The 23,944-nt window shown below is 64.8% G+C and carries 23 protein-coding genes; 17 read left to right on the top strand and 6 right to left on the bottom strand.

The genetic code is table 11. The annotated features are described in order from the left end of the window. Positions 1–139: 139 nt before the first annotated feature. Positions 140–1,297, bottom strand: coding sequence for a fumarylacetoacetate hydrolase family protein (locus FJ425_RS12430; RefSeq protein ID WP_140634637.1), 1,158 nt, complete (start codon positions 1,295–1,297; stop codon positions 140–142). A gap of 199 nt (positions 1,298–1,496) precedes the next feature. Here FJ425_RS12430 and FJ425_RS12425 point away from each other — a divergent pair, with 199 nt between their 5' ends. The 6 genes from FJ425_RS12425 (at position 1,497) to FJ425_RS12400 (ending at position 7,543) form a co-directional block, all read left to right on the top strand. Further along, complete coding sequence (locus FJ425_RS12425) at positions 1,497–2,780, top strand: FAD-dependent oxidoreductase (RefSeq protein WP_140634635.1); 1,284 nt, start codon at positions 1,497–1,499, stop codon at positions 2,778–2,780. 103 nt (positions 2,781–2,883) lie between these two features. Further along, the gene (locus tag FJ425_RS12420) at positions 2,884–3,771 is read left to right on the top strand and encodes an ABC transporter permease (RefSeq protein ID WP_140723712.1); all 888 of its coding nucleotides are present in this window, start codon (positions 2,884–2,886) and stop codon (positions 3,769–3,771) included. After that, positions 3,768–4,586, top strand: a complete 819-nt coding sequence (locus tag FJ425_RS12415; RefSeq protein WP_140723709.1) for an ABC transporter permease — start codon at positions 3,768–3,770, stop codon at positions 4,584–4,586. The genes FJ425_RS12420 and FJ425_RS12415 overlap by 4 nt, the downstream gene beginning before the upstream one ends. 27 nt (positions 4,587–4,613) lie before the next feature. Further along, positions 4,614–5,684 (top strand): ABC transporter substrate-binding protein, encoded by a 1,071-nt coding sequence (locus FJ425_RS12410; protein ID WP_140634630.1) that lies wholly within the window; start codon positions 4,614–4,616, stop codon positions 5,682–5,684. 175 nt (positions 5,685–5,859) lie between these two features. Further along, positions 5,860–6,468 (top strand): cupin domain-containing protein, encoded by a 609-nt coding sequence (locus FJ425_RS12405; RefSeq protein WP_140634628.1) that lies wholly within the window; start codon positions 5,860–5,862, stop codon positions 6,466–6,468. Next, on the top strand, positions 6,458–7,543 hold the full coding sequence (locus tag FJ425_RS12400) for an ABC transporter ATP-binding protein (protein WP_140634626.1): 1,086 nt from the start codon (positions 6,458–6,460) through the stop codon (positions 7,541–7,543). Before FJ425_RS12405 ends, FJ425_RS12400 begins: the two co-directional genes overlap by 11 nt. 13 nt (positions 7,544–7,556) lie before the next feature. Here the strand turns inward: FJ425_RS12400 and FJ425_RS12395 are convergent, their stop codons facing one another. After that, positions 7,557–8,258, bottom strand: coding sequence for a GntR family transcriptional regulator (locus FJ425_RS12395; RefSeq protein WP_181164991.1), 702 nt, complete (start codon positions 8,256–8,258; stop codon positions 7,557–7,559). Positions 8,259–8,524: 266 nt separating this feature from the next. Between FJ425_RS12395 and ggt the strand changes: the two genes are divergently transcribed. The 6 genes from ggt (at position 8,525) to FJ425_RS12360 (ending at position 14,437) form a co-directional block, all read left to right on the top strand. Beyond that, positions 8,525–10,111 (top strand): gamma-glutamyltransferase, encoded by a 1,587-nt coding sequence (ggt, locus tag FJ425_RS12385; protein ID WP_140634622.1) that lies wholly within the window; start codon positions 8,525–8,527, stop codon positions 10,109–10,111. Positions 10,112–10,156: 45 nt separating this feature from the next. Further along, complete coding sequence (locus FJ425_RS12380; RefSeq protein ID WP_140723706.1) at positions 10,157–11,686, top strand: acyl--CoA ligase; 1,530 nt, start codon at positions 10,157–10,159, stop codon at positions 11,684–11,686. Beyond that, complete coding sequence (locus tag FJ425_RS12375; RefSeq protein WP_140634618.1) at positions 11,686–12,672, top strand: 2-dehydropantoate 2-reductase; 987 nt, start codon at positions 11,686–11,688, stop codon at positions 12,670–12,672. Before FJ425_RS12380 ends, FJ425_RS12375 begins: the two co-directional genes overlap by 1 nt. A gap of 56 nt (positions 12,673–12,728) precedes the next feature. After that, positions 12,729–13,364 carry a 2'-5' RNA ligase family protein gene (locus FJ425_RS12370; protein WP_140634616.1) on the top strand — a complete coding sequence of 212 codons (636 nt, stop codon included), beginning with the start codon at positions 12,729–12,731 and terminating at the stop codon, positions 13,362–13,364. Positions 13,365–13,499: 135 nt separating this feature from the next. Then, complete coding sequence (locus tag FJ425_RS12365; protein WP_140546912.1) at positions 13,500–13,853, top strand: nuclear transport factor 2 family protein; 354 nt, start codon at positions 13,500–13,502, stop codon at positions 13,851–13,853. A gap of 230 nt (positions 13,854–14,083) precedes the next feature. After that, on the top strand, positions 14,084–14,437 hold the full coding sequence (locus FJ425_RS12360; protein WP_140634614.1) for an ArsC family reductase: 354 nt from the start codon (positions 14,084–14,086) through the stop codon (positions 14,435–14,437). Between the two features lie 210 nt (positions 14,438–14,647). Here the strand turns inward: FJ425_RS12360 and FJ425_RS12355 are convergent, their stop codons facing one another. The 3 genes from FJ425_RS12355 to FJ425_RS12345 form a co-directional block, all read right to left on the bottom strand. After that, the gene (locus FJ425_RS12355; RefSeq protein ID WP_140723704.1) at positions 14,648–15,004 is read right to left on the bottom strand and encodes a DUF488 domain-containing protein; all 357 of its coding nucleotides are present in this window, start codon (positions 15,002–15,004) and stop codon (positions 14,648–14,650) included. A 95-nt stretch (positions 15,005–15,099) separates the two neighbouring features. Further along, complete coding sequence (locus FJ425_RS12350; protein ID WP_140723701.1) at positions 15,100–16,356, bottom strand: aminopeptidase; 1,257 nt, start codon at positions 16,354–16,356, stop codon at positions 15,100–15,102. 126 nt (positions 16,357–16,482) lie between these two features. Next, positions 16,483–17,397 (bottom strand): LysR substrate-binding domain-containing protein, encoded by a 915-nt coding sequence (locus tag FJ425_RS12345; RefSeq protein ID WP_140723698.1) that lies wholly within the window; start codon positions 17,395–17,397, stop codon positions 16,483–16,485. A gap of 98 nt (positions 17,398–17,495) precedes the next feature. Here FJ425_RS12345 and FJ425_RS12340 point away from each other — a divergent pair, with 98 nt between their 5' ends. From FJ425_RS12340 to sbmA, 3 genes are all read left to right on the top strand, one after another. Then, positions 17,496–17,696: a hypothetical protein gene (locus FJ425_RS12340; RefSeq protein ID WP_140723696.1), complete on the top strand. Its 201-nt coding sequence runs from the start codon at positions 17,496–17,498 to the stop codon at positions 17,694–17,696. Between the two features lie 191 nt (positions 17,697–17,887). Continuing rightward, entirely contained in the window at positions 17,888–19,045 is a 1,158-nt protein-coding gene (locus FJ425_RS12335; RefSeq protein WP_246677923.1) for a YbfB/YjiJ family MFS transporter, read from the top strand. A gap of 122 nt (positions 19,046–19,167) precedes the next feature. After that, complete coding sequence (sbmA, locus tag FJ425_RS12330) at positions 19,168–20,445, top strand: peptide antibiotic transporter SbmA (RefSeq protein WP_140634605.1); 1,278 nt, start codon at positions 19,168–19,170, stop codon at positions 20,443–20,445. A 16-nt stretch (positions 20,446–20,461) separates the two neighbouring features. On the opposite strand, the gene FJ425_RS12325 is transcribed toward sbmA, so the two are convergent. Next, complete coding sequence (locus tag FJ425_RS12325; RefSeq protein ID WP_140634603.1) at positions 20,462–21,472, bottom strand: polysaccharide deacetylase family protein; 1,011 nt, start codon at positions 21,470–21,472, stop codon at positions 20,462–20,464. Positions 21,473–21,674: 202 nt separating this feature from the next. Here FJ425_RS12325 and FJ425_RS12320 point away from each other — a divergent pair, with 202 nt between their 5' ends. Both FJ425_RS12320 and der read left to right on the top strand, forming a co-directional pair. Further along, on the top strand, positions 21,675–22,340 hold the full coding sequence (locus FJ425_RS12320) for a tetratricopeptide repeat protein (protein WP_140723693.1): 666 nt from the start codon (positions 21,675–21,677) through the stop codon (positions 22,338–22,340). Between the two features lie 6 nt (positions 22,341–22,346). Then, positions 22,347–23,777, top strand: coding sequence for a ribosome biogenesis GTPase Der (gene der, locus FJ425_RS12315; RefSeq protein ID WP_140723690.1), 1,431 nt, complete (start codon positions 22,347–22,349; stop codon positions 23,775–23,777). Positions 23,778–23,944 lie beyond the last annotated feature (167 nt).

Here is a 23,944-nt window from a genome sequence, read left to right as displayed (position 1 = left end):
TGGATGTTGGCACAGGCGCTCGCGCCATCAGCAATCCCATCAGATTGCATCAGCAGCAGTGATATTCGTTGGGCAAACAACACCATCGACCATCCGCTGCGCGGATTGGCCTCCAAGCAACCGCCCTTCCGGTGCGGCGTTAGATCAGACCCGCTTTGGCCAGGTCGCGCATCAGATGGCTGGCGCCGTAGGTCCAGTGCGGACAATCGGGCGACAGCCGTACGCGGTTGGTGAGCGCGCCGAGCTTTTCCGACGAGATGGTGACGATGTCGCCGACCTTGTGGGTAAAGCCCTTGCCCTTCTCGCCGCGGTCCTTCGAGGGCACGAACATGGTGCCGAGATAGAGCGCCAGCCCGTCCGGATACTGGTGGTGCGGTCCCATCGCCGCCTTGACCAGCTCTTCCGGCGAACGGCTGATTTCGGCCATCGAGCTCGCGCCCTCCAGCGAGAAGCCGTCCTCGCCCTCGACGCGGAGCCGCACCGTGGCGCGCTTCACGTCGGCGATGGAGAAGGTTTCGTCGAACAGCCGGATGAACGGCCCGAGCGATGCGGAAGCGTTGTTGTCCTTGGCCTTGCCGAGGAGCAGCGCCGAGCGCCCCTCGACGTCGCGCAGGTTGACGTCGTTGCCGAGCGTGGCGCCGACGATGCGACCCGAGCTATCGGCGATCATGGCGATCTCAGGCTCGGGATTGTTCCAGGTGGAGACGGGGTGCAGCCCGACATCGGCGCCGAAGCCGACGGAAGCCATCGGCTGGCATTTGGTGAAGATCTCGGCGTCCGGGCCGATGCCCACTTCGAGATATTGCGACCAGGCCCCGCGCGCGATCAGCTTGGCCTTGATCTCCATCGCTTCCGGCGAGCCGGGCTTTAGCTTCGACAGATCGTGGCCGATCAGCCCGGCGATGTCGGCGCGGATGGCATCCGCCTTTTCGGCCGAGCCGCGCGCCTGCTCCTCGATGACGCGCTCGAGCAGGCTGACGACGAAGGTGACGCCGGAGGCCTTCACCGCCTGCAGGTCGACGGGCGACAGCAGGATGGGCTTACCGGCATCACGTTCGGCCTCGAAGCTGTTCGCCGCAATTTCTTCCAGCGCGCCGATCGCCTTGCCCTTGGCCGAGCGCAGATAGCCGGCCGGATCCTTCAACTCGCAAAGATCGCGCACCGTAGGCGCCGCGCTCGAGGTGATGTCGATCACCTCGCCGTCCCGCACCGTCACCACCAGCGGATGGGAAGCGGCGCTGGTCTTGGCGCGGCCGACGAAAATTCCATCGGCGGGCAGGCGGGTCGGATCGGTCATGGCATCATTCCTCTCGATTTTTTCGCGCGCGGCACTTTTCCCCGATTTCGCGAAAACGTCTATCCCGCCAGCCGCAACATTTATGACCATGGATGTGCTGTCACACAGCCACAGCCGAACTGGCCCATCCAAGCGCTCTTTCAAATTCATGAAATCGGCGATAGGATTTTCACGAAGCTCCAGCGTATAGGTGACCTTCTTGGCCGCAGCCTTCTCCGATCCGATCTGGCGGAAGCCCCAGGCGGCCATGGCGTTCCAGTCGGAGCTTTCGGCCGGTGCCACGCTGGACGCGGTCATCGTCGGCGGCGGCATCATGGGGCTGTCGACCGCGCTGCATGCGGCGCGCGCGGGCATTTCCGTTCAGGTGCTGGATGCCGGCGCGATCGGGCAGGGCGCTTCGGGCCTCAATGGCGGCCAGGTCATCCCCGGCCTCAAATACGATCCGGAGTGGCTGATCGAACACTTCGGCAAGGAGCGCGGCGAAGCCCTGGTCGCGTTCGCCGCCTCGACGGCCGATGCCGTGTTCGATGTGATCCGCGACGAGAAGCTGGCGGTGCCGTTCACGCGCAAAGGCTGGATCCAGGCCGCGCACACCGAGACCGCGCTGAAGGCAGCGGCGAACCGGGATCGCCAATGGCGCTCGCGGGGTGCCGACGTCAAATTGCTCGATCAGGCCGAGATCGCGGCCATGACCGGCGCCAAAGGGTATCTCGGAGGCTGGCTCGACCGCCGCGCCGGCGTCATCGATCCGCTGTCCTACACGCTCGAGCTCGCCCGCGTCGCCTCGGCCGCCGGCGCCAGCATCGCCGAGCAGCAGCGGGTGGTGAAGCTCTCCAAGGATGCCAGCGCCTGGCGGGTTTCGACGCAAGGCGGCGCCGAATTGCGCGCCAAGGCGGTCGTGCTCGCCACCAATGCCTACACGGACGGCCTGCTGCCGGGCCTTGCCCAGACGATCGTGCCGCTGCATTCCTTCCAGATCGCCACCGCGCCGCTTCCGGCCGAGCTTGCCGCAAGCATCCTGCCGGGCGGTCAGGCCGTTTCCGATTCTCGTCGCATCCTGGTCTACTACCGCCGGAGTCCCGATGGCCGGATGGTGCTGGGCGGTCGCGGCCGCACGGCGCTGCCTTCAAGCGCCGCCGATTGGGCGCATTGCGAACGCGCGCTCATCCGCCTCTATCCGGCGCTTGCCGACATCGCCATCGAAAAGCGCTGGTTCGGCCGCGTGGCGCTGACGCCGGACCACCTGCCGCATCTGCATGAACCGGAAAAAGGCCTGCTGGCGGTCGTCGGCTGCCAGGGCAGGGGCGTCGGCCTGATGAGCGCGCTGGGCAAGCGCATGGCGAATTACCTCGCGAGCGGCGACGCTCGGCAATTGCCGTTTCCGCTGTCGCCGATCAAGCCGATCCCGTTCCACGCCTTCCGCCAGGTCGGGGTTGCCGCGGCAATCACCTGGTACCGCATGCTCGATGCGTTCGAACGCTGACGCCGAATGCGTGCAGCGCACAAGCGAATCTGCTTGACAGTTTCATGAATATGAAAAAGCATCAGGCGATTTCAAAAATCCGATGGAGCCAATAGGCACTTCGATGTCGACCATCGCCGCAACACGGCCCCTGCCGGAAAACCGCATCTCGCCGGTCTTCCGCTTCGCCATGCTGCTGCCGGGCGGGCTGGTCACCTTCTTCCTCATCCTGTTCGCGCTCGGCCTGGTGGTCTTTCTCGCCTTCAGGGGCAATGACGGCTCGCTGCTCGGTGTCGGGCTGACAGCGGAGAACTTCGTCACCGTCGCAACCGATCCGCTCTATTGGACGGTGACGCTGCGCTCGCTGGTCATTGCCGGCCTCGTGACGCTCGCCACCGTCGTTACCGCCTATCCGGTCGCCTACTATCTCGCCTTTCATGCCGGGCGGCGCCGCAACCTGCTGCTCTTCCTGGTCACGCTGCCGTTCTGGACCAGCTATCTGCTTCGCGTCTTCGCCTGGAAGATCGTGCTTGCTTATAATGGCGTGCTGAATTCGGCCTTCATCGAGACCGGCCTTTGGAAGGAGCCGACGCTCGCCTTCCTCAACACGCCGGCCGCGGTGGTCGTCACGCTCGCGCACGCCTATGCGCCCTTCGCCATCCTGCCCATCTATGTGGCGCTGGACACGATCCCCAAATCGCTGCTCGAGGCTGCATCCGATCTCGGCGCGCGGCCTTTCACCAGCTTCCGCCGCGTCGTGCTGCCCAATTCTATGCCGGGCGTTCTGGCGGCGGCGCTGGTCGTCTTTGTGCCGACGGTCGGCGACTATGTCACGCCGGCCATGGTCGGCGGCCCGGCCAGCACCATGATCGGCACGCTGATCCAGTCGCAATTCGGCAAGGCCAATGACTGGCCATTCGGCGCCGCGCTCTCGGTATGCGTCATGCTGGTCATCCTTTGCGTGGTGCTGGTCGCGCGCGGCGCCGACCGCCGGTTTGGCAGCCGCACATGAGCGTCCGGGCAGGCACCAAAAGCGACGGCCGCTGGCTCGCCCTCTACGTGCTTGGCTATCTCGTCTTCCTCTATTTGCCGGTGCTCTTGATCCCGCTGTTTTCCTTCAACAACTCGATCCAGGCGGCGTTTCCGCTGCAAGGCTTTACGCTCGAATGGTACCGCACGCTTTACGGCAACCCAGCACTGTCCGGCGCCTTGGCCAATAGCCTGGTCATCGGCGTCATCGCCGCCTTCGGCGCGACGCTCTGCGGCATCACCGTTTCCTATATGGACCTTTACGGCCGTTCACCGCTCGCCGCCACCATCAGCGCCATTGCTCGCCTGCCGATCCTGATCCCCGGCGTCATCGTCGGCATCTCGCTTCTGATCCTGGTCAACCTCATCGGCCTCGGCCCGTCGCGGATATCCATCGTGCTCGGCCACATCCTCGTCGCGCTGCCGACGACGGTGGTGGTGATGCGCAGCCGCTTCGCCGCCATCCCGAAGACGATCCGCGAGGCGGCGCTCGATCTCGGCGCTTCCGACTGGACGACGTTCCGGCGCGTGATGCTGCCGCTGAGTGCGCCCGCCGTGCTGTCGGCTTTCATGCTCTCCTTCCTGATTTCCTTCGACGAGTTCATCGTCGTCTTTTTCCTCGCCGGCACCGAGCCGACGCTGCCGCTCTACATCTGGAGCCAGCTGCGCTTCCCGCGCTCGCTCCCGACCGTGATGGCGCTCGGCACGGTGATCCTCATTGTCTCCTTCGTCATCGCTGGCACAGCCGAAATCCTTCGCCACCGCGGTCTTGGCGCCGCGCGCCGCAATCCAGCCTGAACCACAACAAAGAAGAGGAGAACGAAAATGACAGTCCACCTGAAATCGATCGCCGGACACAAAGCCCGGGCCGGCCTTGCCGCGCTGGCGCTCGCGCTGTCGTCGACAGTCGCGCTTGCCGCCGACAAGCTGCAATATTTCACCTGGTCGGGCTACGAATTGCCCGACTTCAACAAGAGCTTCCTTGCCGCGCATCCCGATGGCGTCGAGGCGACGATCTTCGGCGATGATGACGACGCCTTCACCAAGGTCAAGGCCGGCTTCCGCCCGGACATCGCGCATCCCTGCTACGACAAGGTGGCGCGCTGGAACAAGGAAGGCCTGCTGCAGCCGATCGACACCAAGCGCATCAAGAACTGGGATTCGATCTTCCCGGTGTTCAAGAACCTGGCCGACCTGCAGGCCGGCGACGGCAAGGTGTGGATGGTGCCGTGGGACTGGGGCAACACCTCGATCCTCTACCGCACCGACCTGGTGAAGAACCCCGAGGCGAGCTGGAACCTTCTGTGGGATAAGCAATATGCCGGCCGCATGGCGACCATCGACGCCGTGCACGACACGCCGATCGTCGCGGCCCTCCTGGCGGGCGTGAACCCCTTCGACATGACGCCGGACCAGATGGACAAGGTGGCCGAAAAGCTGCGCGAGCAGCGGCCGCTCATGTCGAGCTACACCACCGACATGACCTCGGTCGAGCAGGCGCTGGCCAGCGGCCAACTGGTCGCCGCCATGACCTGGAACGCGTCCGCCACCTCGCTCAAGAAGCAGGGCGTGCCGGTCGAGTTCATGAAGCCGAAGGAAGGCATGCTGACCTGGGCCTGCGGCTTCGTCATGCTCAAGGACGCCAAGAACGTCGACCTCGCCTATGACTTCATCAACAGCCGCCTCGACGCCGACTCCGGGAAATTCCTGATCCAGTCCTATGGCTATGGCAGCTCGCTGAGCACCGCGTTTGCCGGGGTATCGAAGGAAGAGCTGGACAAGCTGCAGCTGCCTGCGGATCCGGACGTGATGCTGAAGAGCACCATCTTCACCGGCCCGATGAAGCAGAATGACGACGTGGCAAAGATGTTCGAGAAGGTGAAGGCCGGGGGCTGAGCGTCCTTACCTTCTCCCCTTGTGGGAGAAGGTGGCCGCGAAGCGGCCGGATGAGGGGTGCTCCAGGGAACACAAACGTCTCACTCCGCTGGAACACCCCTCATCCGTCTCGGCGCTTCGCGCCGATCCACCTTCTCCCACAAGGGGAGAAGGGAAAGATAACGAGGACCATTGCATGGATGTCTTTGACGAAGCCGCCGAGAGGTCGAAAGACGATGCCGATATCCGCGTCGGCCGGCGCGTGCGGGCGCTCAGGCTCGAGCGCAAGCTGTCGCTGGCCGAGCTCGCGGCCAAGGCCGGCATCTCCATCGGCGCGCTCAGCCAGATCGAGCGCGGCATGTCGTCGCTGCGCGTCAAGGTGATCTGGCCGCTCGCGGCGGCGCTCGACATCGAGCCGTCGGCGCTGATCGCCGACGGCAACGAAGCGGTCAACGATCTCTATTGCGTGCGCGCCGACAAGCGACGGCAGATTCCGGTGAAATCCGAAGGCATCGCCAAGGCGCTCCTGTCGCCGCCGGCCGCGACGCTGACCGGCATGCTGGTCACGGTGGAGGCCGGCGGCGGCACGGCAGAAGCCTACGCCCATGCCGGTCACGAATTTGGCTTCGTCATGGCGGGCGAGGTCGAGCTGGTGGTGGACGCCAGCACCTATGTCCTCAAGGCCGGCGACAGCTTCGCCTTCAAGAGTACGCTGCTGCATGCCTTCCGCAATCCGGGCGCCGAGCGCTGCCAGATCCTTTGGGTCAACACGACAAAACCGTCCGAGGTGCGCGATGGCGCCTGATGCGCTCGTTCGGCTGCAGAAGGTTTCGAAAGTTTTTGCTGGCGGCATTGTCGGCCTCGAAGCCGTCGACCTCGACATCGCGCCGGGCGAGTTCCTGACCCTTCTCGGCCCTTCCGGTTGCGGCAAGACGACGAGCCTGCGCGTCATCGCCGGCTTCGAGAGCCCGACCAGCGGCAATGTGCTGCTCGACGGCCGCGACATCACCGGGCTGCGGCCTTTCGACCGGCCGGTGAACACCGTCTTCCAGGACTATGCGCTGTTTCCGCATATGGACGTCGCGGCCAATGTCGGCTTCGGCCTGTCGCTGCGCAAGCTCACCCGCGCCGAGCAGGCCAAACGCGTCCGCGAGGCGCTCGACATGGTAGGGCTCGCCGACAAGCTGCGCGCCCGCGTCTCCGAACTCTCCGGCGGCCAGCGTCAGCGCGTCGCTTTAGCCCGCGCGATCGTCTGCGAGCCGCGCGTGCTTCTGCTCGACGAGCCGCTGTCGGCGCTCGACGCGCATCTGCGCGAGCAGATGCAGGTCGAATTGAAGCGGCTGCAGTCGCGGCTGGGCACCACCTTCGTCATGGTCACTCACGACCAGACCGAGGCGCTGTCGATCTCCGACCGCATCGTCGTCATGAACAAGGGCCGCATCGAGCAAATCGCGCCGCCGGCCACACTTTACGACCGTCCGGCAACGCGTTTCGTCGCCTCCTTCATCGGCACGATGAACCTGTTGCCCTCGCGCTTTGTCGGCCGCGACGGCGAGCGCCTGCGCTTTGCCGCCGGCGACCTGCCGCTGGAGGCGATCTCGGACAGCGGCGAGACGCCGGCCGCCGGAGACACGCGAACCATCGGCGTGCGGCCGGAAGATCTCCTGATTGTCGGTGAAGCCGGCGAAGGCACCGCGCCGGCACGTGTCAGCGGCGTCGTCTTCCACGGCCGCACCCTGCGCCTGCATGCCGAGCTAGGGCAGGGGGTCCCGATCGTCATCGACGCCCCGCGCCGCGCCGACGGTTCTCAATTCAGCGTCGGCGACGTAGCCTATGTCAGCCTGCGGCTCGGCGCCAACTGCCCCATGCTTTCCAGCTGATGCGATAGGCGCTTCAAGACGCCTTGGCGAAGAATCCCTGATAATCGGACTTGGCCTGCAGCAGGCGCAGGATGTTCTCGCGCGAGCCGCGCACATGCGCACGGGCGCGCTCGCCGGCCAAGGCGACATCGCCGGCGCAGATCGCGTCGACGATACCGGCATGTTCTTCGCGGGTGAGCTTCCACTCGTCCAGCCACAACAGCTCGGTCCACACATATTGCTGGCATTTGTCGAGGATGCCGCAGAGCATGCCGTAGAGCATCCCGTTGCCGCCGATTTCGGCGATTGCCCGGTGCAGGTCGATGCCGACCTGGAGTTCCTCGAATTTCTCCCTGGTGCTGCGATCCGGGATCGCCGCCAGCCGCTCGCATTCGGCGAGCATCTCGCGCAGCCTTGCCTTGTCGGCGGCGGTCGCGTTTGCCGCCGCCAGCTCGGTCGCGCGCCCGTCGAGCAATTCGCGGATGTCGAAAGCCTCGCGGAACATGGTCAGGTTGAATTCGGCCACCACATAGCCCTGGCGCGGCCGCCCGATTACCAGGCCGTCGCGCTCCAGACGGTTGAAGGCCTCGCGCACCGGCGTGCGGCTCACCTTCAGGCGCTCGGCGATTTCGTTTTCCGTCACGCGGCCGCCCGGCGGGATCTGGCCGGTGATGATCAACGCTTTCAGCGCCTCGAACACCGAGTCGCGCAACGTGTTCTTTCTCTCCTTGCTCAAGCGTCCCGCCTCCAACGGTCAACCGCACGTCCGACGTTGACATCGGCTTTCGACGAACTACACTCAAAATTGTATACAAATTCGCATACCAAATCGATGACAGCAGGACACCGGTTGGAGAAGCGAAAATGACGAAGAGAGCTGCGCGACCGGATCGACCCGACGATCGCCGCCATTGCGACGTGTCTGATCGTGCTATCGATCGTCTTGTTGTCCGCCGCCCAGTTTTCGGCCGCGGACGTTGATACAAGGTTACCCAGACCCGCATGCGTGATTTCCAGTTTCTCGGCCGCTCGCCGGTCCGCGCCACCGAGGCGATGGCCGCGACCTCGCATCCGCTCGCTACGCTCGCGGCCATCGACATGCTGCGCTCCGGCGGCAACGCGATGGACGCCGCGGTCTGCGCGGCCGCGGTGCAGGCGGTGGTCGAGCCGCAGTCGACCGGCGTCGGTGGCGACTGCTTTGTCCTCTACTGCCCCAAGGGCGACGCGAACGTGCTTGCCTTCAACGGCTCGGGCCGTGCGCCAAAGGCCGCGACGATCGACTGGTATCTGGACAAGGGATTTAGCGAGCTTCCGAAGCAGGGTCCGCACGCCGTCACCATCCCAGGCGCCGTCGACGCCTGGTGCCGGCTGCTGGAGGATCATGGCCGCAAGGGCCTGGCCGACGCGCTCGCTCCGGCCATTCGTTACGCGGAAGAAGGCTATGTCGTGCACGATCGCGTCGCCTTCGACTGGAAGGATCCCGAGACCGACCTGTCGGCTGACGAGGTGGCCACGCGCATCTTTTTGCCGGGCGGCAAGCCGCCGAAGGCCGGCGACATCCATCGCCAGCCGGAGTTGGCGGAGACGCTGCGCATCATCGCCAGGAAGGGCCGCGCCGGATTCTATGAAGGCGAGGTCGCGGAGGATCTGGTCGGACGGCTTCGCGCGCTCGGCGGCCTGCATACGCTCGACGATTTCGCCGCCACCAAGGGCGATTACCGGAGCGCGGTCAGCACCGCCTATCGGAGCTACGACATCCACCAGATGCCGCCCAACAACCAGGGCCTGACCGCGCTTCTGATGCTGAACGTGCTCTCGGGCTTCGAGCTGGGCAAGCTCGATCCGGACGGCGCCGCGCGCCTGCACCTCGAGATTGAGGCCGGCCGGCTCGCCTATCAGGATCGCGATGCCTTTTTCGCCGACCAGGACCATGTCGATGTCCCGGTCAAGGCGCTGCTTTCCAGCGCCTATGCCGACAGCTTGCGCGCCGCGATCGATCCCGAGCGCGCCATGACCGATCTGCCGCGTCTCGATCTTCCCGGCAGCGACACGGTCTATATCAGCGTCGTCGATCGCGACCGCAATGCGGTGAGCTTCATCAACTCGACCTATTATTCGTTCGGCAGCGGCGTCGTCGGCCCGAAGACCGGGGTCGTGCTGCAGAACCGTGGCTCGAGCTTCCGCCTCGATCCGAAGCACCCGAATGTGATAGCGCCCTGCAAGCGGCCGATGCACACCATCATGCCGGGCATGATGACGAAGGATGGCCGCGCTCTCATGCCTTTCGGTGTGATGGGTGGCGGCTACCAGCCATTCGGCCATGTGCATCTTTTGACCAACATGATCGACTTCGGCATGGACCCGCAGCAGGCGATCGATGCGGCGCGGGTGTTCTTCAACCACGACGTCGTCGAGGCCGAGCGAAGCGTGCATCCCGAGGCCATTGAAGGCCTGCGCCGGCGTGGTCATCGTGTTGTGGAGCCCGACCATCCGCTGGGCGGCGGGCAGGCGGTGCTGATCGACTGGGAAAAGGGCACGCTGACCGGGGCGTCCGACCCGCGCAAGGACGGCCTGGCGCTCGGATATTGAGCGGCGCTGGACATAAGCCGATCGTTCGAAACATAGTCTGGAACCATGACGAACAGCGAAAACGCCACCGATCTCGCCCATCGCCTTGCCCCCGGCGCCGACGATGCGCCGGCCATCGCCGCGCCGGAACGGACGGCCCTCTCGCATGGCGGGCTGCGCCGCCTGATCCGCGATACCGTCGCGCGCTTGAACGCGCTCGGCATCGGCCGCGGCGACCGCGTCGCCATCGTGCTGCCGAACGGCCCGGAGATGGCCACGGCCTTCATCACGGTGGCGGCGGCTGCGTCCACCGCGCCGCTCAACCCGGCCTATCGTGCCGACGAGCTCGATTTTTATCTCAGCGATATCGGCGTCAAGGCGATCCTCGTCGGTAAGGACGAGGCAGGTCCCTCGGTCGAAGTCGCCGGGCGCCTGGGTATCCCTGTGCTGCGGCTGCTGGTGCCGGAGGGCGCGCCGTCCGGAACCTTCACGATCGAGGGTGAGCCGGTTGGATCGCCGGTCTCGTCTGGCTTCGCCGCGGAAAGCGATGTTGCGCTGCTGCTCCACACCTCCGGCACGACGTCGCGTCCGAAACTGGTGCCGCTCAGCCACGCCAACCTTGCGGCGTCGGCGGCGCATATCGGCGCGACGCTCGGCCTGACGCCGGCCGACCGCTGCCTCAACATCATGCCGCTGTTCCATATCCATGGGCTGATCGCCGCGGTGCTGTCCTCGCTCGCCGCCGGCGGCAGCGTCTTCTGCACGCCGGGCTTCAACGCGCTGCGCTTCTTCCAGTGGCTCTCCGAAGCCAAGCCCAGCTGGTACACCGCCGTGCCCACCATGCATCAGGCGATCCTGCCGCGCGCCGCCCGCAATCCCGAGCAGCTTGCCGAGGCGAAGCTGCGCTTCGTCCGCTCGTCGTCGGCGTCATTGCCGGCGCAGGTGATGGCCGAGTTGGAGAAGACCTTCGGCTGCCCGGTGATCGAGGCCTACGGCATGACCGAGGCCGCGCATCAGATGGCGTCCAACCGTTTGCCGCCGGGCCTGCGCAAGCCCGGCAGCGTCGGCGCGTCGGCCGGACCGGAAGTCGCCGTCATGGCGCCGGACGGGCGGCTGCTCAAAGCCGGCGAGGTCGGCGAGATCGTCATTCGCGGACCCAACGTCACGGCAGGCTACGAGAAGAACCCGGATGCCAATGCCAGCGCCTTCGCCCATGGCTGGTTCCACACCGGCGACCAGGGCGTGCTCGACGAGGATAGCTATCTGCGCGTCACCGGCCGGCTGAAGGAGATCATCAACCGCGGCGGCGAGAAGATCTCGCCGCTCGAGGTCGACGGCGTCTTGATGGATCATCCGGCGGTGGCGCAGGTCGTCACCTTCGCCATGCCGCATGACAAGCTGGGCGAGGAGGTGGCGGCGGCCGTCGTGCTGCGCGAAGGCCAGAGCGCCAGCGAGGCCGATATCCGTGGCTTTGCATCGACCCGGCTCGCCGATTTCAAGGTGCCGCGCAAGGTGGTGATCCTCGACGAGATTCCGAAGGGCGCGACCGGCAAGCTGCAGCGCATCGGGCTGGCGGCCAAGCTCGGGCTCGGCTGATGCGCATCACCGTCTTCGGCGCCGGCGCCATTGGCGGCTACCTCGCCGCGAAGCTCGCGATCTCCGGTCCTGTCGATCTGTCCATCGTGGCGCGCGGCGCGCATCTGGAAGCGATTAAGGCCGACGGCCTGCGCCTGATCGAGAACGGCAAGGAAACAGTGGCGCCGGTGAAAGCAGCGGCACGCGCCGAGGAGCTCGGCGTGCAGGACTATGTCGTGCTGGCGCTGAAGGCGCATTCGCTGGCCCCGGCGCTGGACGAGATCGCGCCGCTCTTGGGCGAGGCGACAGCCGTCGTCACCATGCAGAACGGCGTGCCCTGGTGGTATTTCTACAAGGCGGGCGGCGCTCTCGAAGGCACGCGGCTGGACGCGGTCGATCCAGGTGGGGCGATCTGGCAGCGCATCGGACCGGAGCGCGTCATCGGCTCCGTCGTCTATCCCGCTGTCGAGGTCGATGCGCCGGGCCTGATCCGCCATGTCGAAGGCACGCGCTTTTCGCTGGGCGAACCTTCGGGCGAAAAGAGCGAGCGGGCCACCGCGCTGGCACGCGAAATGGTCAAGGCCGGGCTGCAGGCGCCGGTGCGCGAGGACATCCGCTCGGAGATCTGGGTGAAGCTCTGGGGCAATCTCTCCTTCAACCCGATCTCGGCGCTGACCGGCAGCACGCTTGCGGCCATCGTCGCCGACGAAGGCGCACGCGCCGTCGCCCGCGCCATGATGCTGGAGGCGCAGGCGATCGGTGAGCGCCTCGGCGTGCGCTTCCTCATCCCCGTCGATCGTCGCATCAAGGGCGCCGGCGATGTCGGTGAGCACAAGACCTCGATGCTGCAGGACCTTGAGCGCGGCCGTCCGATGGAGATCGACGCGCTGGTCACCGCCGTGCAGGAGCTCGGCCGCCTGACCGGCCAGCCGACGCCGACCATCGACACCGTGCTGGCGCTGGTTCGGCGGCTGGCGATCGAGCGCGGGTGCTATTCTCCCTTGTAGTTTGTTCTTGTTTTGTTCTAGTCTGATTCTTTGGACGACATCCGAAAGGATCAGCCGTGAATGGAGAACCGTGGTACGGGATCGGCAGGAACGGCCAAGCTTTTTTCCGGTGGGATCGAGCCAGCCACGATCCGACTGATCGATTGTTCTTCGCCATCCTTGCCGAACAGATGATCGCCCCTATTCTGGAATCGCGTGCTGTGGCTTGGCAACGAGAGTTGGGACTTGGAGGCAAGTTGGTTCGTCCCAGTCATCGCCATATCTCGCTTGTCATGCTCGGTGATTACGACGGCTTGCCGAGGCTTTTGGTTGAGGATGCCTGCTACGCGGGCTCACTGGTACGAGCCCAGGTCTTTGATGTCTCTTTCAACCGTCTTTCGGCCTTTGGCGGCGGTGCATTGGTCTTGCGGGCAAGTGATGGCGTCCCACAATTTGAAGCCTTTTGGCGGGCGTTCACGGCAGCGCTTTTCGATAGCCCGTTGCAGCCTTTTGTCCCGAATTCAATGGCGCCGCATGTTACTTTGCTGCGTGACAAAGCACGCGTTCCGAAAGTTGAGGAGCGGGCAGTTGAGCCGATCGGTTGGACTGTGCGCGAGTTCGTGTTGATACACAGCTTCCTGCGTCAGAATCGATACCAGGTCATCAGGCGCTGGCAATTGACCGATCGGGACGACGCGCATGCTGTCATGTGAGCATCTCGAATCGTCCTTATCATCAGCGCGCAAGCCTCACCATCCTGACAGGATTTGTCACCTGTGGAGGGGGCCGTCGATGGCAGGCGAACGATCGATACCTACTTGATGTCTGGTCCAAACCGGGAGGAAATCATGACCACTGCCGAAATTGCCAAGGATTTCACCGAGCTCCTCAAGCGAGGCGACAACCACGGCGCTGCCGCGAAATACAATGCCGACGACATCGTCAGCTACGAGGCGATGGAAGGGCCGATGGCCGTCTGCAACGGCAAGGAGGCCGTCAAGGAAAAGGGCGCCTGGTGGGAAGCCAACCACGAGGTTCACGGCGGCTCGATCGAGGGTCCCTATGTCAATGGCGACCAGTTTGCGCTGCGATTCAGCTTCGACATAACGCCCAAATCGACCGGCGAGCGCGTCAAGATGGATGAGGTCGGCCTCTATACCGTCAAGAACGGCAAGATCAGCGAAGAGCGTTTCTATTACTGAAGCCGATCGGCCTGAGGCGTCTCGCTTCTTTCGCGACGTAAACTTGAAATCAGAGATGGCGACCGGGCTGGTGTTCCGGTCGCCATGTCTGCTTCTCAAATCGTCTTCACATAATCCGCAAGCTGGTCGGCCACCGTGCCCCAGCAAAATCGCGCCGGCGCGCTGGCAAAGCTTATAGGGCCGGCCTAGGCTCCTGCCGGATTCGAAAGCTCATGTGACAGAGGCCCGTCTTGACCATCACCATGTATGGCATCACCACCTGCGACACGATCAAGAAGGCGCGCGTCTGGCTGGAGAGCCATGACGTGCCATATCGTTTTCATGACTACCGGGCAGAGGGGATCGAGGCGGAGAGGCTCAGCGGTTGGATCGGCAAGGTCGGCTGGGAAAAGCTGCTCAACAAAGGCAGCACGACCTTTCGCGCGCTGCCGGAGAAGGACAAGGAAGCGCTCGATGAGAAGAAGGCGAGGAAGCTGATGCTCGCCAAGCCGACGATGATCAAGCGGCCGGTGCTTGAGGTGGGGGATGGCGTTATCGTTGGGTTCAAGCCGGAGGTTTACGAGGAGGCGGTGGGCGGGGAATGAGGCTCGACCACTTACGTCGAGTTCCTTCGCCCCCCTCTCTGTCCTGCCGGACATCTCCCCCTCAAGGGGGGAGATTGGCAGCTTTGACGAGGCGCTCGTCTTGCAACGTCTGCGATTGGCGAAAGCCGGCGTGAAGGCTGATCTCCCCCCTTGAGGGGGAGATGTCCGGCAGGACAGAGAGGGGGGCGAAGGAACTCGACGTCTCAATAATTATGCTTGGGCTTCCAAATACGCCGCCAGCGCCACCGCATTGTTGTGCGCCTCGTCATGCGCGCCATAAAGCAGCGTCACCTTGCCCTCGCGCAACAGGCCATGCAGCTGCGCCACCGCTTCCTTGTTGGCGTCGAGCTCGGCCCGATACCGCTTCTGAAACTCGGCCCAACGCTCGGGCTCGTGCCCGAACCATTTGCGCAGCGCGTCGCTCGGCGCGATCTCCTTCAGCCATAGCGACAGTTCGGCGTCCTTCTTGCTGACGCCGCGCGGCCAGATGCGGTCGACCAGCACCCGTTGGCCGTCGGCTTTCGCCGGCGGCTCATAGACACGCTTCACCGCAATGTCGAAGGCCACTTACGCCTCCTTTGCCAAGCCCTGGAAAAGTACAGCGGTTGGGCTCGGCGACTTGGCCGGAGCCGTCCGTTCGGAATTGCGCCAACAAAGTACCGTTACGCCCACTCGCCCTTGCGCATCACCGGCACGCGGCCGCCATCCTTGGCCACGCCGTCAATGTCGATCTTGTCGGACCCGATCATCCAGTCGATGTGGATGAAGCTCTTGTTGCCGCCGCGCTCCGCGATCTCATCCTGGCTGAGCGACGCGCCGTTGACGAAGCATTTCGAATAGCACTGCCCGAGCGCGATGTGGCAGGCGGCGTTCTCGTCGAACAGCGTGTTGAAGAACAACAGCCCACTCCGCGCGATCGGCGAGGAGTGCGGCACCAGCGCCACCTCGCCGAGACGCCGCGCGCCCTCGTCAGTGTCGAGCACCTTCTGCAGCACGTCCTCGCCCTTCGAGGCCTTGGCCTCGACGATCCGGCCGCCTTCGAAGCGCACCGAGATATCGTCGATCAGCGTCCCTTGGTAGGAGAGCGGCTTGGTCGAGGAGACATGGCCCTCGACGCGCCTCGCATGCGGCGTGGTAAAGACCTCCTCGGTCGGGATGTTCGGGTTGCAGGTGATGCCGTTCTTCGCAGTCGAGGCGCCGCCCATCCACTCATGGCCGTCCGCCAGCCCGACGGTCAGGTCGGTGCCCGGTCCGGTGAAATGCAGCGCGTGGAAACTGTGCTCGTTGAGCCATTTCGTGCGCTCGGCCAAGGCGGTGTTATGCGCCTTCCAATTGCCGATCGGGTCCTCGACGTCGACCCGCGAGGCTGAGAAGATGGCGTCGGCAAGCTTCACCACCGCGACGTCGTCCGGCTCACCCGGAAAGACCTGTTTTGCCCAGGCAAGGTCGGGATAGGCGACGATGTTCCAGTTGATGTCGAAGCCGGTGATCTTCTCCAGCGCCGGCTGGTAGGCCATCGAGTTGGCCTTGTTGGCGCGCGCCACCTTGGCCGGATCTTGCGACGACAGCAGCGACGGATCCTCGCCGCGCACCGCAAGCCGCGCCGCATTGTTGGAGAACGCCTTCGCCATGCCTTCGTAAAGCCAGCCGGCAGCGCGGTCGAAGCCGGCGTCCGCCCCATAGCGGAAGCGCGCCAGCGTGATCTCGTCGTCGTTGAAGATAGGCGTCACCAGCCCGGCGCCGGCCTTATAGGCGTGCTCGACGATGCGGCGGGTCAGCGGCAATGCCGCGATCGAGGAGGTCAGCACCAGGTCCTGTCCGGGCTGCAGCTGCAGTCCGACCTTGATGGCGACTTCCGCCAGCCTGTCGAGCTTCACCGGGTCGATGCTTGCCGAAACGCCGCGCGAATGTGTGGTCATGATCCTGCTTGCCGTTATGTTGGGGTTCTCGTCCTTACATAGACCGCTGCGATTGACCTTTCCACCGCGATCGACTGGGCCTGCTTTCAAGCATGACGGACCGCGTCGTTGAAGAATGCGGAGCGGTTAAGCGGCGCTGTCCAGCGCCCGGAACTGCGCCATGGTCGCCTCGATCTCCTCGCGGATCCAGGCCTTGAAGTCGCGTACCTTGCGGCTTTCGCCCTTGGTGGCCGAGGTCACCAGCCAGTAACCCAGCCCGCTCTCGGCCCTGATCCCGAAGGGCGCGACCAGCCGGCCGTCGGCCAGCGCGTCGGCGGTCAGCAACTGCCAGGCGAGCATCACGCCATGGCCGGCAATCGCCGATTCCAGGCAAAGCATCGGATCGGTGAAACGCGCCCCTTTCTGGAAGGTGACCGGCTCGACGCCGGCCGTCTCGAACCAGCCGTCCCAGCTGAACATCGCCTTTTCGTCGGTGATGGCGCAGGTCTGCGCCAGATCGCCGATCGACTTCAGCCTGGCCGCGATCGAGGGCGCGCAGACCGGAAACACTTCCTGGGCAAGCAGAAGCTCGGCGCGCCCGCCCGGCCATTTGCCGTCGCCAAGCCGGATGGCGATATCGACATCGGAGCGGTCGAGATCGGCGACCCTGGCCGAGGCGTCGATGCGCAACAGCACATTGGGGTGTCGCGCGAAATGCCGCGACAGCCGGGGCAGCAGCCATTTCGAGGCGAAGGCCGGCGCCACCGAGACAACCAGCGTGCACTCGTTGGTCTCGTTGGCCAGCGCCACCGCTTGCGCAAGCTCGCGGAAGCCGGCGCTGAGCCGCGCCGTAAAGACGGCGCCGAATTCGGTCGGCACGAGCCCACCCGGCGTGCGTTCGAACAGCGCCTGGCCCAGCTGCTTTTCCGTGCGCTTGACCTGCTGGCTGACGGCGCTGACCGAGACGTTGAGCTCCGCCGCCGCGCCCGCCAGCGATCCCAGCCGGGCGACGGTTTCCACGGCGCGCAGGCCGTTGAGATGGACGCGGTTCAGCATAGCCATCCAGTTTTTCTAAAGTGAACGGGCCGAAATCTCAATTGAAACCCCGACAGGAAAGGGCAGAATTTACCTGCAACAACCTTGAGCCATGAGGTGGCCCGATGAAGATTTTATCTTTGCTGAAAGGGCTTTCCGGCGCCGAGGCGAGGCCGCGCGACGACGGCGAGATCGCGCGCTGGATCACCGATCCGCTGTCGCATCCGGTGCTCGACACCATGTCGGAGCGCGAGCTCGGCGACATGCCCTTCCGGCTGACGGCCCGCCGCACTGCGTATGAGACGATGGGTGCGGCTGGCCGCTAAGTTGCCGCTCATCCGGCCGCTTCGCGGCCACCTTCTCCCCTTGGGGAGAAGACATGGCGCAGGCACCGACAGGCTCCTCTCTCCACCGGGGAGAAGTCAGCCGAGCGAAGCGGAGGCTGGGTGAGGGGACGTGCACCTGGCCCAACGCAAGCACATTGTTTCGCGGATACACATTCTTATTGTGCGCCGCAATGAACGCCTCGCCATCTCCCTTGCGGCTTGCTCTCGCCGGCATGGTCGCGCTCGCCGTAGCCATGGGCATCGGCCGCTTTGTCTACACGCCGATCCTGCCGGGCATGATGGAGGGACTTGGCCTGACGCCGGCCGATGCCGGTTGGATCGCTTCGGCCAATTATGTCGGCTACCTCATCGGCGCGCTTGCCGCGGCCGGTGGCTGGGCGCATGGCCGCGAGCGCATGCTGATGTTCGCCGGCCTCGCCGCCAGCGCCGTGCTTGCGGCCTTCATGGGGCTTAACGAGACGATGGTCGCCTTCCTCGTCATCCGATTCCTCGCCGGCCTCGCCAGCGCCTTCGTCATGGTGTTCATGGCCTCGATCGTCTTCAGCCACCTGGCTGAGGCTGGCCGCGGCGATTTGCAGGCGCTGCATTTCGGCGGCGTTGGCCTGGGCATTGCCGCGTCCTCAGCGCTGCTGGCGGTCCTCGTCTCCGAACACGCGGGCTGGGCCGCCGGCTGGCTCTGGTCCGGAGCGCTTTCGGCGGTTGGCCTGCTCATCGTCATGCTGCTCGCCGGCTCGACCACGCCGGCCAACGTCGCCGACGGGCGCGAGCCGGCGCTGCCGAAGGACGGCTCCCTGGTGAGGATGATCATCGCCTACGGGCTGTTCGGCTTCGGCTATGTGGTGACGGCCACTTTCCTGGTCGCTATCGTCCGCCAGGGCGGCGGCGGGCGCGTCTTCGAGGCGACTGTCTGGATGGTCGCCGGCCTTGCCGGCTTTCCCTCGACTTGGGCGTGGCAGAAGCTCGCCGGCCGCGTCGGGCTCTACGCCGCTTATGCCGCGAGCTGCCTGGTCGAAGTGGTCGGCGTCACCGCCAGCGTCGTCGTCAAAGGTGCAGCCGGACCGTTGATCGCCGGCATCCTGCTCGGCGGCACCTTTATCGCCATCACGGCGCTGGGCCTACAGATGGGCAGGCAGCTCGCGCCGCGGGCGCCGCGCCGCATCTTCGCGGTGATGACCGCGGCCTTCGGTCTCGGCCAGATCGTCGGCCCGATCGCCGCCGGCCTGCTCGCCCAGGCTTCGGGCAATTACGTGCTTGCCTCGATCATTGCGGCGTCGGCGCTGCTCGCCTCTGGCGTCATTGCCTGGTCGGCTGCGCCAAAATCGCCATGATTTGCGGTTTGTTCGATGCCGGGCGTTGGGCACGGGCATTTTCTTTCCCCCTAATGTGTGACTTTATGCCCGCCGAACTGCAACGCCGCTGATTTGCGGTCAGACCGAGGAAACCCGCCACAGTGTTCGTATCCTTCTTCCCGCAGCCGAAGCTCTTCTTCACCTCGGCCGCCGTCTGGAGCCTTGCCGCGATCCTGTTCTGGTTCTTCGGCGGCGAGCAGCTGGGCGCCGTCTTCGGCCTGCCGCCCGTGGCGGCGGGTTCGCCGCCGATCATCGGCATCGCGGTGCTGTGGTCGAAGCCGTTTCTGTGGTTCTACATGTACTTCGTGGCCTGCGTGGCGATCTTCTACGCCTTCTGGAGCTGGTACGCCCCGCACCCGTGGCAGAACTGGTCGATCGTGATGACCGCAGTCATCCTGTTCTTCATCTACTTCAATGTTCAGGTCTCGGTTGCGGTCAACAACTGGTACGGTCCTTTCTTCGACTACGTTCAGGGCCTTATGTCGGGAACGACTCCCTCGACCAACACGGAATTCTACAAGGGATTGGCCGATTTCTCCTGGCTGGCGCTGGTCGGCATGAATGTGCAGGTGGTCAATGCCTTCATCGTCAGCCACTGGATCTTCCGCTGGCGCACCGCGATGAATGATTACTTCATGGCCAACTGGGGCCGGCTGCGCCACATCGAGGGCGCCTCGCAGCGTATCCAGGAGGACACGATGCGCTTCTCGCAGATCATGGAAGATCTCGGCTCGACCTTCGTTCAGTCGATCATGACGCTGATCGCCTTTCTGCCGGTCTTGATTCAACTGCAGGCCCACATCACCGAATTGCCGATCATCGGCACGGTCCCCCAGCCGCTGGTCGTTGCCGCATTGGGCTGGTGTCTGTTCGGAACGATTTCCGTGATGATCGCCGGTCTCAAATTGCCCGGCCTCCAGTTCCGCAACCAGCGCGTCGAGGCGGCTTACCGCAAGGAACTTGTCTACGGCGAGGATCATCCCGATCGGGCGCAGCCGGCGACGACGACACAATTATTCGCCAATGTCCGCCGCAATTATTTCAAGCTATATTTTCACTACATCTATTTCAACGTCGTGCGTTACACCTACCTGCAGGCCGACAACATCTTCTCGTTGCTCATCCTTGGGCCCTCGCTGGTTGCGCATAAGATCACGTTCGGCGCCCTGAACCAGATATCGAACGCGTTCGGCAAGGTGACGAATTCACTTCAATTCCTACTGAATTCGTGGTCGACGATTGTCGAATTGCAATCGGTGCACAAACGTTTGCGGGCCTTCGAAGCGACGCTGCAGGGCGAGCAACTGCCGATTGTCGATCAGCACTATCTAGAACGCGAGCAAGCTGGCATGCGTCCCGAAGATCAACCGGCAAGCTAGAGCGCGGCCAGCCCAGTTAGCCGCCCACACTCACCTGTGACGACTGGCCGGCGCGCTGGCGCGCGACATAGTCGCGGAAACTGATGCACTCGACTTGCGGCATCGCGCAGACCTCGTCGGCGAAGCGCTCCAGCGCGTTCCAGTACGCGCCGTTGTTCATCAGCGTGAAGTGGAAGCCGAGCTCCAGCGGCAGGCGCTTGCCATTGTACTGAGCCTCGAAAGCAGCGTGGAACGCCTGGTAGGCCCGCTCGGTGAATGCGTCCGCCATGGCCGGCTTCTCGGTGCCGCCCGAGTGGCGGACATAAAGATTGTAATCCATGGCGACGACCGGCTTCGCCTTCGGTCCCTCCGGGACAAGCGGCAGGGCAAAACGGGTTGTGCCATTCAGGGTCGGCGGCACGACCGGGCCGTTCGAGACGCCGCTCGCATCGTATTCAAAGCCGGCCTCGGGCAGCGCTTCGAAAAGCGCACTACCGGTGGACAGATAGGGCGCGCGAAAACCGGTTACGGTATGGCGGGCGAAATCGCGCCAGCCGGGCGGCTCGGGAGAAATGCCGTTGATCGCATAGGCGTTCTCGAAAATGCGCCGCGCGGAGGCGAATTCGGCCAGCCAGTCGGCCTTGCTCCAGGCCTTGCCGTCGAAATGGCCGCAGGCATGGCTGCCGATGTCGTGGCCCTCGGCAGCCGCCAGCCGGACCTGCTCAAGCCGGTCGGCGACATCCTGTTTCGAGGCGCCGAAGCCGACATTGGATTTGCCGGCGGCCATGCCGGGGCCGGCATAGTGCAGCCGCGTCTCGGGAGAGAGCAGGAAGACGCAGGACAGGAAGTAGGTGAAATGCGCGCCCGTGCGCTTTGCCAGCGCCCGGCTGCGCTGCCATTGCGAGATATCGCGGGCGGCATCGAACGAGATCAGCACGACCTGCTTGGCCGGCGAAACGGTTGGCGATTTCGGCGGATCGGCGAAGGCGCCGTTGGCTGAGGCGAGCGAGGCGAGACTGATCGCAAGAACGCGGTACGAACGAAGCATTGACAACCTTCTGGCGGGGACGTCTCCGGCCGATCGGAAGCCGGCTATCGCGCAAATGTGGCGCGGTTGCGTTCAGGTATGGACTGTGGGCGCCCGGCATTCTCAGCCGATTTTCCGGCCCGCCCCCTTCCATGCCGACGAAATTTCGCTAAAACGCGGGCTCAAGAAGCGCCTCCTCCTGGGGCCGCAATGGTTTTGATTGATGTCGGACGACAGTTTTATCCGCGAAGTCAACGAAGAGATGCGTCGCGAGCAGGCGCAGAAGCTATGGGACCGTTTCGGCCCGGCCATTCTCGGCCTTGCCATCCTCATCGTGCTCGGCACCGCCGCTGTCGTGGGCTACCGCTATTGGGACGAAACCCGCGCCAACCGCTCGGGCGACGCCTTCTCGGCCGCCCTCAAGCTCGCCAATGACGGCAAGAACGACGAGGCCATCGCCGCGCTCGACCAGCTGGAGAAGGACGGCTACGGCGCCTATCCGCTGCTCGCCCGCATGCGCGCCGCGACCGTCAAGGCCAACAAGGGCGACGTCGACGGCGCGGTCAAGGATTTCGACGAGGTCGCCGCCGACAACGCCATTCCCGCCGGCATTCGCGATATCGCGCGGCTGAGGGCGGCGCTCCTGCTCGTCGACCACGGCTCCTACGCCGATGTCTCCAGCCGCATCGAGGCGCTCACCGCCGACACCAATCCGCTGCGCCATTCGGCGCGCGAGGCGCTCGGCCTTGCCGCCTGGAAGGACGGCAAGGCGGCGGACGCGCTCAAACTGTTCGACCAGATCTCTTCGGATGAAGCCGCCCCGCGCAATGTGCGCCAGCGCGCGCAGCTGATGTCCGAGCTGATCCGCGGGTCGGGCAACGTGTCGTGATCCTGGATGGGCTTCAAAGTCGCCATCATCGGCCGGCCTAACGTCGGCAAATCGACTCTTTTCAATCGGCTGGTCGGAAAGAAGCTGGCGCTTGTCGACGACACGCCGGGGGTGACGCGCGACCGCCGCGTCCACGCGGCAAAACTCTACGATCTTCACTTCGATGTCATCGACACCGCCGGCTTCGAGGACGCGGCGGCTTCGACGCTGCCCGGCCGCATGCGCCAGCAGACCGAGATCGCCATTCGCGAAGCCGACCTCATCTTCTTCACGGTCGATGCCAAGTCGGGCCTGATGCCCGACGACCGCACCTTCGCCGAGGTGGTGCGCAAATCCGGCAAGCCGGTCGTGCTTGTGGCCAACAAGGCAGAGGCGCGTGGCGCTCAAGGGGGCATGCTGGAAGCTTGGGAGCTCGGCCTCGGCGAGCCGATCCCGATCTCGGCCGAGCACGGCCAGGGCATGCCGGATCTGCGTGACGCGGTGATTGAAGCGCTCGGCCAGGAACGCGCTTTCGGCGAGGACGAGGAAGACGAAGCCGGCGAGATCGCCGCCAGCGAGGTTCTGATCGGCGAGGACATCGCCGACCCGGAGGCTGAAGCGTCCTATGACGACACCAAACCGCTGCGCATCGCCGTCGTCGGCCGCCCGAACGCCGGCAAGTCGACGCTGATCAATGCGCTGATCGGCGAGGAGCGGCTGCTGACCGGTCCGGAAGCCGGCATCACGCGCGATTCGATCTCGGTCGACTGGGATTGGCGCGGCCGCCGCATAAAGCTGTTCGACACGGCCGGCATGCGCCGCAAATCCAGGATCCATGAAAAGCTGGAAGTGCTCTCGGTGCAGGACGGCCTGCGCGCCATCCGCTTCGCCGAGATCGTCATCATCATGCTCGACGCCACCATCCCGTTCGAGAAGCAGGACCTGCAGATCGCCGACCTCATCATCCGCGAGGGCAGGGCGCCGGTGATCGCCTTCAACAAATGGGACCTGATCGACAACCCGCAGGAGCTGCTGGCCGAGCTGCGCGAAAAGACCGAGCGGCTCCTGCCGCAGGTGCGCGGCATCCAGGCGGTGACGGTGTCGGCCGAGACCGGGCGCGGTCTCGACCGGCTGATGGAAAGCGTCATCAAGACACACAAGGTCTGGAACAGCCGCGTCTCCACCGGCAAGCTCAACCGCTGGCTGGAAGGCATCCTCGCGCATCACCCGCCGCCCGCCGTCGCCGGCCGCCGGCTGAAGATCAAATACGTCACGCAGGCCAAGACCCGCCCGCCGGGCTTCGTCGTCTCCTGCTCGCGCCCGGACGCGATGCCGCAATCCTATGTCCGCTATTTGACCAACAGCCTGCGCGAGGCCTTCGACATGCCCGGCGTGCCGATCCGCATGGCGCTGCGCACCTCGGACAATCCGTTTGCGGGCAGGGCGAAGAAGCGGTGAGGGCTTTGGTGGCAGCCGCCGGTCTTTCGTCATCCACGGGCGAAGCAAGGAGCGGAGCGACGCAGCGCAGACCCGAGGATCCATTCCGTGACTTAGAAGCGCCGCGGCGGTTCAGAATTCTGCACCGCTGCATTCCTTGCGCGAGGTAACAGGATTCTATGGTCTGC

Source organism: Mesorhizobium sp. B2-7-2 (assembly GCF_006440775.1).
Classification (GTDB): Bacteria; Pseudomonadota; Alphaproteobacteria; order Rhizobiales; family Rhizobiaceae; genus Mesorhizobium.
This window is presented reverse-complemented; position numbering and strand designations above follow the sequence as displayed.

Excerpts from the sequence above, each read along its gene's own strand:
- FJ425_RS12345 (WP_140723698.1), bottom strand. The coding sequence starts at position 17,397 with ATGGCTATGCTGAACCGCGTCCATCTCAACGGCCTGCGCGCCGTGGAA.
- FJ425_RS12400 (WP_140634626.1), top strand. The coding sequence starts at position 6,458 with ATGGCGCCTGATGCGCTCGTTCGGCTGCAGAAGGTTTCGAAAGTTTTT.
- FJ425_RS12335 (WP_246677923.1), top strand. The coding sequence starts at position 17,888 with ATGAACGCCTCGCCATCTCCCTTGCGGCTTGCTCTCGCCGGCATGGTC.
- FJ425_RS12410 (WP_140634630.1), top strand. The coding sequence starts at position 4,614 with ATGACAGTCCACCTGAAATCGATCGCCGGACACAAAGCCCGGGCCGGC.
- ggt (WP_140634622.1), top strand. The coding sequence starts at position 8,525 with ATGCGTGATTTCCAGTTTCTCGGCCGCTCGCCGGTCCGCGCCACCGAG.
- FJ425_RS12405 (WP_140634628.1), top strand. The coding sequence starts at position 5,860 with ATGGATGTCTTTGACGAAGCCGCCGAGAGGTCGAAAGACGATGCCGAT.
- FJ425_RS12320 (WP_140723693.1), top strand. The coding sequence starts at position 21,675 with ATGTCGGACGACAGTTTTATCCGCGAAGTCAACGAAGAGATGCGTCGC.
- FJ425_RS12365 (WP_140546912.1), top strand. The coding sequence starts at position 13,500 with ATGACCACTGCCGAAATTGCCAAGGATTTCACCGAGCTCCTCAAGCGA.
- FJ425_RS12420 (WP_140723712.1), top strand. The coding sequence starts at position 2,884 with ATGTCGACCATCGCCGCAACACGGCCCCTGCCGGAAAACCGCATCTCG.
- FJ425_RS12380 (WP_140723706.1), top strand. The coding sequence starts at position 10,157 with ATGACGAACAGCGAAAACGCCACCGATCTCGCCCATCGCCTTGCCCCC.
- FJ425_RS12375 (WP_140634618.1), top strand. The coding sequence starts at position 11,686 with ATGCGCATCACCGTCTTCGGCGCCGGCGCCATTGGCGGCTACCTCGCC.
- FJ425_RS12415 (WP_140723709.1), top strand. The coding sequence starts at position 3,768 with ATGAGCGTCCGGGCAGGCACCAAAAGCGACGGCCGCTGGCTCGCCCTC.
- FJ425_RS12350 (WP_140723701.1), bottom strand. The coding sequence starts at position 16,356 with ATGACCACACATTCGCGCGGCGTTTCGGCAAGCATCGACCCGGTGAAG.
- FJ425_RS12325 (WP_140634603.1), bottom strand. The coding sequence starts at position 21,472 with ATGCTTCGTTCGTACCGCGTTCTTGCGATCAGTCTCGCCTCGCTCGCC.
- FJ425_RS12430 (WP_140634637.1), bottom strand. The coding sequence starts at position 1,297 with ATGACCGATCCGACCCGCCTGCCCGCCGATGGAATTTTCGTCGGCCGC.
- der (WP_140723690.1), top strand. The coding sequence starts at position 22,347 with ATGGGCTTCAAAGTCGCCATCATCGGCCGGCCTAACGTCGGCAAATCG.
- FJ425_RS12340 (WP_140723696.1), top strand. The coding sequence starts at position 17,496 with ATGAAGATTTTATCTTTGCTGAAAGGGCTTTCCGGCGCCGAGGCGAGG.